At 72.6% G+C, this 6,225-nt stretch carries 5 protein-coding genes and 2 tRNA genes; 2 read left to right on the plus strand and 5 right to left on the minus strand.

What is annotated here, in order from left to right; genetic code table 11:
- Window positions 1–178: 178 nt before the first annotated feature.
- Entirely contained in the window at window positions 179–1,567 is a 1,389-nt protein-coding gene (gene tig / locus OP86_RS20055) for a trigger factor (protein ID WP_030058271.1), read from the minus strand.
- Window positions 1,568–1,861: 294 nt separating this feature from the next.
- Window positions 1,862–1,935: transfer RNA gene (locus OP86_RS20060), tRNA-Pro, on the minus strand.
- Between the two features lie 168 nt (window positions 1,936–2,103).
- Between OP86_RS20060 and OP86_RS20065 the strand changes: the two genes are divergently transcribed.
- A tRNA-Gly gene (locus tag OP86_RS20065) sits at window positions 2,104–2,174 on the plus strand.
- A 78-nt stretch (window positions 2,175–2,252) separates the two neighbouring features.
- Here OP86_RS20065 and OP86_RS20070 read toward each other — a convergent pair.
- Window positions 2,253–2,801, minus strand: coding sequence for a DUF6197 family protein (locus tag OP86_RS20070; protein WP_030058272.1), 549 nt, complete (start codon window positions 2,799–2,801; stop codon window positions 2,253–2,255).
- A 190-nt stretch (window positions 2,802–2,991) separates the two neighbouring features.
- On the opposite strand from OP86_RS20070, the gene OP86_RS20075 reads away from it, so the two are divergent.
- Complete coding sequence (locus OP86_RS20075) at window positions 2,992–3,783, plus strand: DUF6348 family protein (protein WP_157849788.1); 792 nt, start codon at window positions 2,992–2,994, stop codon at window positions 3,781–3,783.
- A gap of 44 nt (window positions 3,784–3,827) precedes the next feature.
- Here OP86_RS20075 and OP86_RS20080 read toward each other — a convergent pair whose 3' ends face one another.
- Both OP86_RS20080 and OP86_RS20085 read right to left on the minus strand, forming a co-directional pair.
- On the minus strand, window positions 3,828–4,025 hold the full coding sequence (locus OP86_RS20080; protein WP_030058274.1) for a hypothetical protein: 198 nt from the start codon (window positions 4,023–4,025) through the stop codon (window positions 3,828–3,830).
- Between the two features lie 613 nt (window positions 4,026–4,638).
- Window positions 4,639–5,859 (minus strand): PP2C family protein-serine/threonine phosphatase, encoded by a 1,221-nt coding sequence (locus OP86_RS20085; protein ID WP_078588557.1) that lies wholly within the window; start codon window positions 5,857–5,859, stop codon window positions 4,639–4,641.
- Between the last annotated feature and the right edge of the window lie 366 nt (window positions 5,860–6,225).

Raw genomic sequence — 6,225 nt, forward strand, 5'->3', positions numbered from 1 at the left:
TCACGTCGTGATTGTTGCTGTCCAAGGACCCTAACGCGCAGGCCGGGCCGCAGAATCCCTCACGCAGAACTGTTCGCTGTGAGCGCAGGGTCGCGGTGGCCGCACGGCGGGAAGACAGCGGGCCCGGACACCTTGACGGCGTCCGGGCCCGCTGCGTGCCTCAGGGGGCTACCGGGGCTCAGGCCTCGGTCTTCTCCTCGGCGGTCTCCTCGGCGGCGGCCTCGACGGTCTCGCCCGTCTCGTCCTCGTCGTCGAAGTTGATCTCGTTGCCCTCGGTGTCGACGACCTTGGCGGCCTCGACCACGGTGGCCAGCGCCTTGCCGCGGGCGACCTCGCCGACCAGCAGCGGAACCTGGCCGCCCTGGACGACCTGCTGCGCGAACTGGTCCGGGGTGAGGCCCGAGCCGGCGGCGCGGCGGATGAGGTGCTCGGTCAGCTCCTCCTGGTTAACACCCAGCTCCTCGTCGGCGACGATCTGGTCCAGGACGAACTGGGTCTTGATGCCCTTCTTCGCCTGCTCCTCGATCTCCGCGTCCCACTCCTCGCGGGTCTTGCCCTGGGTCTCCAGGTAGGTGTCGAGGTTCAGGCCCATCGGCTCCAGCTGGTGGTGCTCGACGTTGTGCTTGCGGGTCTGGATCTCGTCCGCGAGGAGCTTCTCGGGGTACTCGATCTCGACCAGCGTGAGCAGCGCGTCCAGCACCTTCTCCTGGGCCTGGGTGGCCTGGTCGTACTCCTTCATGCGCTCCAGGCGCTTGCGGGAGTCGGCGCGCAGCTCCTCCAGGGTGTCGAACTCGCTGGCCAGCTGGGCGAACTCGTCGTCCAGCTCCGGCAGCTCCTTCTCCTGGACGGCGGTGACGGTGACGGTGACCTCGGAGGTCTTGCCCGCCTGGGTGCCACCCTTGAGCTCGGTCTCGAAGGTCTTCTCCTCGCCGGCGGACAGGCCGACGACGGCCTCGTCGATGCCGTCGATCAGGCGGCCCGAGCCGATCTCGTAGCTGACGCCGGTCGCGGTGCCGTCCTCCGGCACCTCGCCGTCGACCTTGGCCACCAGGTCGACGACCACGATGTCGCCGGCGGCCGCGGCGCGCTCGACGTCCTTGACCGAGGAGAAGCGCTCGCGCAGCTGCTCCAGCGACTTCTCGATGTCCTCGTCGGAGACGGCGATCGGGTCGACGGTCACCTCGATGGAGGAGAACTCCGGCAGGGTGATCTCCGGACGGATGTCCACCTCGGCGGTGAACTTGAGGTCACCGCCGTCGGCGATCTTCTCGACACCCTCGATGTTGGTGATGTCGGGCTGGCCGAGGACCTCGATCTTGCCCTCGTCGACGGCCTGCGTGTAGAAGCGCGGCAGGGCGTCGTTGACGGCCTCCTCCAGCACGGCACCACGGCCGAAGCGCTGGTCGATGACCCGAGCCGGGATCTTGCCCTTGCGGAAGCCCGGAACCGTGACCTGCTGGTTGATCTTCTTGTACGCCGCGTCGAGGCTGGGCTTGAGCTCCTCGAAGGGCACCTCGACGGTGAGTCGAACCCGGGTCGGGTTCAGAGTCTCGACGGCGCTCTTCACGGTTTGGTCTCCTATGGCTTGCGGTCAGGTTGTCTCCGCCCGGCCCCGCCGTGCGGCCGGAGCCGTACGAAATGGGTCGGACGAGACGGGCGATGGGCGGTTGGAGCTGCATCTCCCGTGGGGGTGGACGGTGAGCTTGACTCCTCGCCCTCGTGCGGTTGACCTGGGTTGACGCCACAGGGACTACCGCCAGCGCCCCATCCTACCGGTACCACGAAAGGCGGACGCCAGGCGCCACCGTACCGGCCGAACAGAACAGGGCCCCGCCCCGGTGGGCGAGACCCTGCCGCACTGTCGGGGTGGCCGGATTCGAACCGACGGCCTTCCGCTCCCAAAGCGGACGCGCTACCAAACTGCGCCACACCCCGTGGTGCCGAGAGGAAGCGTACACGGCAGGCCTGTTCGGCTCGCCGACTATTTCCACCCGGGCGCGCAGGGGCGTGCGCGGCGGTGTCCGGAAATGCGGTGTGCACGGGGGCCGCCGGACCAGGTACGCTGTTCCCCGAACTTCCGGCCGGTGCCGGTCGGGGGGTCGCGCGGGCGTAGCTCAATGGTAGAGCCCTAGTCTTCCAAACTAGTCACGCGAGTTCGATTCTCGTCGCCCGCTCTTCGTCCGGCCCCGGTGTGCAGTCCGCACACCGGGGCCGGTTGCGTTCCCGGGGCCCGTCCGGCTCCGGCCGTCGGCTCAGAGCCCGAGGCGGGCGGCCCGGGCGGCGGCCCGGTCGAGCAGCAGGTGGACGTCGCCCTCCCGGGTGGTGGGGCGGTCGTTGAACTCGTCCGGGGAGTGCGCCGGGCGGCCGGTGGCGTGCAGCACCTCCATCAGCTGGACCCGGGCCGTGCGGACGGTGGCCGGGGTGCCGTAGCCGTACGCCAGTACGGCGGCCTGGGCGCCGAGCAGGCAGACCCGGCCGGCCTCGTCCCACATCGCGCCCTGCAGCCAGCCGTGGGCGCCGATGTAGCGGGAGGCGAGCCTGAGGTGGCCGGCCGCGCTGACCGGGACGGGCCTGGCGGGGCGGCGCAGCGCCCGGTCGAGCAGGGTGGCCCGGGGCAGCGGGTGGCCGGCGTGCCAGAGCTGCGGGGTGCTGCCGTACGGGTGAACGTACGGCGCGGGGGTGCGGGCGGGGGCGGGCAGCGAGGCGAGGTAGGCCTCGATCTCGGCGACCAGGCCGGAGCCGTCCGGGTGGACCAGCGGCGGCGGGGTCGTCGGCGGGGTCGGGGCGGTGGTGCGGGGCATGCGGGCTCTCCGGGCGGACGGCTTGCGGGTTCCGCTGCCCAAAGTGGGGCATGGCAGACATTTCCGCGACCGGAGGGCCCGGGCGCCCGGATGGTTTCCCGGTTGGGTGTCGGGCCGATAGCCTCGGCGGCGTTCGAGCGCAGTTCGAGCGCGAGCTCAGCCGCCGCGCTCCCCAGATGGAGGAGTCCCGGTGCGTCCGCAGGATCGACTGGCCGTCATACAGCGCTGTGTGGTCCGGGAGATGGCGCGACTGGGCCAGGTGTTCCGCCCGGACGGCGAGATCGTGCGCGGCCCCGGCACCACGGCGGTCGCGGTGCGCGAGCACCCCGGGGACGACGGCACCGGGCACGTGGACCTCGGCTTCGTGCTGCAACTCGGCCGTGCGGACGCGCCGGTGGTGTGGGACTGCGCGGCCGGCCTCGGCAAGACCGAGGAGGAGAAGCTCGCCAACGCGGTCAGGATGTGGGCGACCACCACCGCCTCGGTGCTGGTCGAGCTCGCCGAGGGGTACGGGGTGCACGCCGACCGCCCGGACGTTCCCCAACTCCCGGGCTGGCACGCGGTGCAGGGGCCCGCGGCGGTGTTCGGCTTCGGCAACGAGCACCTGGCGGGCTGGCTCGCCGAGAACCGGGTGCTGTCGGCGCTGGCGCCCGCGCTGCGGTCGGAGCTGACCGGGCCCGGGCCGGTCGGGGTGAAGCTCTTCCTGGGCGGGAAGGCGGGGGACGACGTCGCCGAGGTCCGGGTGGGCGGCGAGGTGTCGGAGGCGGCCTCCGCGGCGCTGCGCGCGCTGGACTGGCCGCGGGGTGAACGACTGTGCTGGGCACGGCTGTTCGTCCTGTTGACGACCGAGGGGACGGCACCCGAGCAGGCCGCATCGGCGGGTGCCGTGGCACCCGCACCGATGCGTGCCCAGGCCCCGGCGGCGGCGCGCGCCCGGGGCCTGTTCGCCCGCTGGCGGGAGGCCAGACGGGCCGGCCGGTGACGTTGACTCGCCCGCTCGCCTCCGGGGCGCTCGGGGCGCGAGGATCAGCCGCCGGTGATGCTGGAGATGCTGTGCGCGAGGTTGGCCAGCAGGGAGTTGATCGAGGTCGCGACCGTGGTCTCGTGCAGCATGAAGCCGAACAGGGCAGCGACGATCGCGTGCGGGATCTTCATCTGCTTGTTGCGGATGAAGATGATGCTCAGGATCGCGAACAGGACCAGCGCGGAGACGGAGAGTGCCACCCGGACTCACTTCCTCGTTTTCATAGCGGGGTGCCACCACCCGGCGACACCAGCGAAAGCCGGACCCCGGCCTGTCTGTCCGACGGTCCCGAGGCGGAATCGCGGACCGTCCGACACACCGCCGGTGAGGGAGCCCACGGTCGACCGCTGTCTGTCGTGCCGCACGTGACGCCCCCTATCCCCCGAATCCTGAACAGTCCCGCCCGGACTCAGTGTGGTCGACCGTGCCGATTGCGTAAAGGTCTGACAGTCAGCCCAACGCCGATATCCTGCGATGCGAGACGAGTTTCCGCCGACCGGGACGATAGTCGAGCCGTCCTGACGAATCGTCGGCGGGGCCGTGCTGAGCGGCCGGGAAGCGGTCGGGGGCGGGTAACGGAAGCCGCTGGTCCGGTCCGTCGACGGGCCGTCCGATTTGGCCGAAGATCAGCTGCCAGGCTTGACAGTTGCCGCCCGTTGCTGCCTGCGGCATGTGCCGGGAGGCGAGCGGGCGAATCCCCGCCCCGAGCCGAAGGGGCGCGCCGGTGCCGAAAGGGAGAAGCGAGAGAGCGAAGCGAGGGAGCGCCGACCGTCGGCGCCGGGTCGGAGCGCCCCGGAGGCGAGCGGGCGAATATCAGTCCCGCCAGAGCAGCAGCACCGCGCGGTCGTCGTTGATGTCCCGGGCGACCGTCTCGATCAGTGCGGCCGCACTGCCCGCCCCGGCGCCGCCGCCGGGGACCAGCCGGTCCGCCTCCCCCATCAGCCGGTCCATGCCCTCCGTGAGGTCCCGGCCCGGGGCCTCGACCATGCCGTCGGTGCACAGCATCAGGACGTCGCCCCGGTTCAGCCGGCCGCGCACGCCCTCGAACTTGGCGCCGTCGTAGATCCCCAGCAGCGGGCCCTCGGCCTCCTTGACCTCCCAGCGGCCGGCGCCCGCCAGCCGCTGCATGCCCGGCAGGTGCCCGGCCGACAGCAGCTCGTACTCCCCGGTGTCCAGGTCCAGCACCAGGTGGACGGCGGTGGCGAAGCCCTCGTCCCAGGACTGGCGCAGCAGGTAGCCGTTGGCGGCGGGCAGGAAGTCGTGCGCGGGCAGCGAGCCGACCAGGCCGCCGAAGGCGCCGGAGAGCAGCAGCGCTCGGGAGCCGGCGTCCATGCCCTTGCCGGAGACGTCCGCCAGGACGACCTCCAGCAGCCGCTGGCCGGGGCCGGTGCGGGCGGCGACCACGAAGTCCCCGGAGAAGGACTGGCCGCCGGCCGGGCGCAGCGCCATGTCCGCGTGCCAGCCGCCCGGCAGCTCGGGCACCCGGCTCTGCACCCGCAGCCGCTCGCGCAGGTCGAACAGCATGGTGGAGCCGCCCCACCAGGGCACGCCGACCCGGGCCCGGAACTGGGCCAGCAGCAGGCCGCCCACCCCGGCGGCGCCGACCACCAGGGCGGCGCCCGGGGTCACGCCGTAGAGGTAGGCCTGCGGGTTGTCGCTGGCGACCCGCTGGCCGGTGTGGATCACGGACTCGGCGGAGAGGCCGAGCGCGGCCAGCGCGTAGAGCACCACGAGGCTGCCGGGGCGCAGCAGCAGCGCGCCCGCCAGGATCGGCAGGACCAGCGAGGTGGGCGGGGCCCAGTCGGGGATCCAGATGTTGAGCAGGATCAGCACCGGGACGAGCAGGGCGAGCGCGCAGAGCACCGGCCAGTCGGCGGCGCCGCCGCGGAAGTAGTCCACACCGGCCGTGCGCAGCCTTCGGCGGACCCGGCGGAGCCTCTTGCGCAACCGGGCCGTCACGGACTCGGACGCCGGGGCGGCGCCGGGCCTCGTCGCAGTCGTCTGGGGCGGTGCGCCCGGCGGTCTGCCAGCCATGGGGCCCGACCCTATCCACGGGTACGGCCCGGCGTCGACGGCCCGGGCGCGGGCGCGGGTGCCGGGGCGCGGGGCGCTCAGCGGGTTTCGGCCGATCGGGGCGGCTGCGGGCAGGTCGTCAGGAGGCGTACGGCGGTTGGGCGTTTCGGAAACACGCGGGCGGCGTGTGCGCCCGGCGCGCGGGGTCGTCCGCGCGCCGGGGCCTGTGGCCGATCCCACAGGGCGGGCGGCGCCCCGGGACGGCGGCGGCCGGCCGCACGGGAGTGTGCGACCGGCCGGGAGGAGGGTGGGGGGCGGGATCAGCCCTGGGGCTGTCTCTTATACACATCTGACGCTGCCGACGAGCGATCTAGTGTAGATCTCGGG

This window comes from Streptomyces novaecaesareae (assembly GCF_000716875.1).
Taxonomy (GTDB): Bacteria; Actinomycetota; Actinomycetes; order Streptomycetales; family Streptomycetaceae; genus Kitasatospora; species Kitasatospora novaecaesareae.

Bases quoted from the DNA above. Each gene is read 5' to 3' on its own strand.
- OP86_RS20070 (WP_030058272.1), bottom strand. From the start codon at position 2,801: ATGCCCCGCACCACCGCCCCGACCCCGCCGACGACCCCGCCGCCGCTG.
- OP86_RS20085 (WP_078588557.1), bottom strand. From the start codon at position 5,859: ATGGCTGGCAGACCGCCGGGCGCACCGCCCCAGACGACTGCGACGAGG.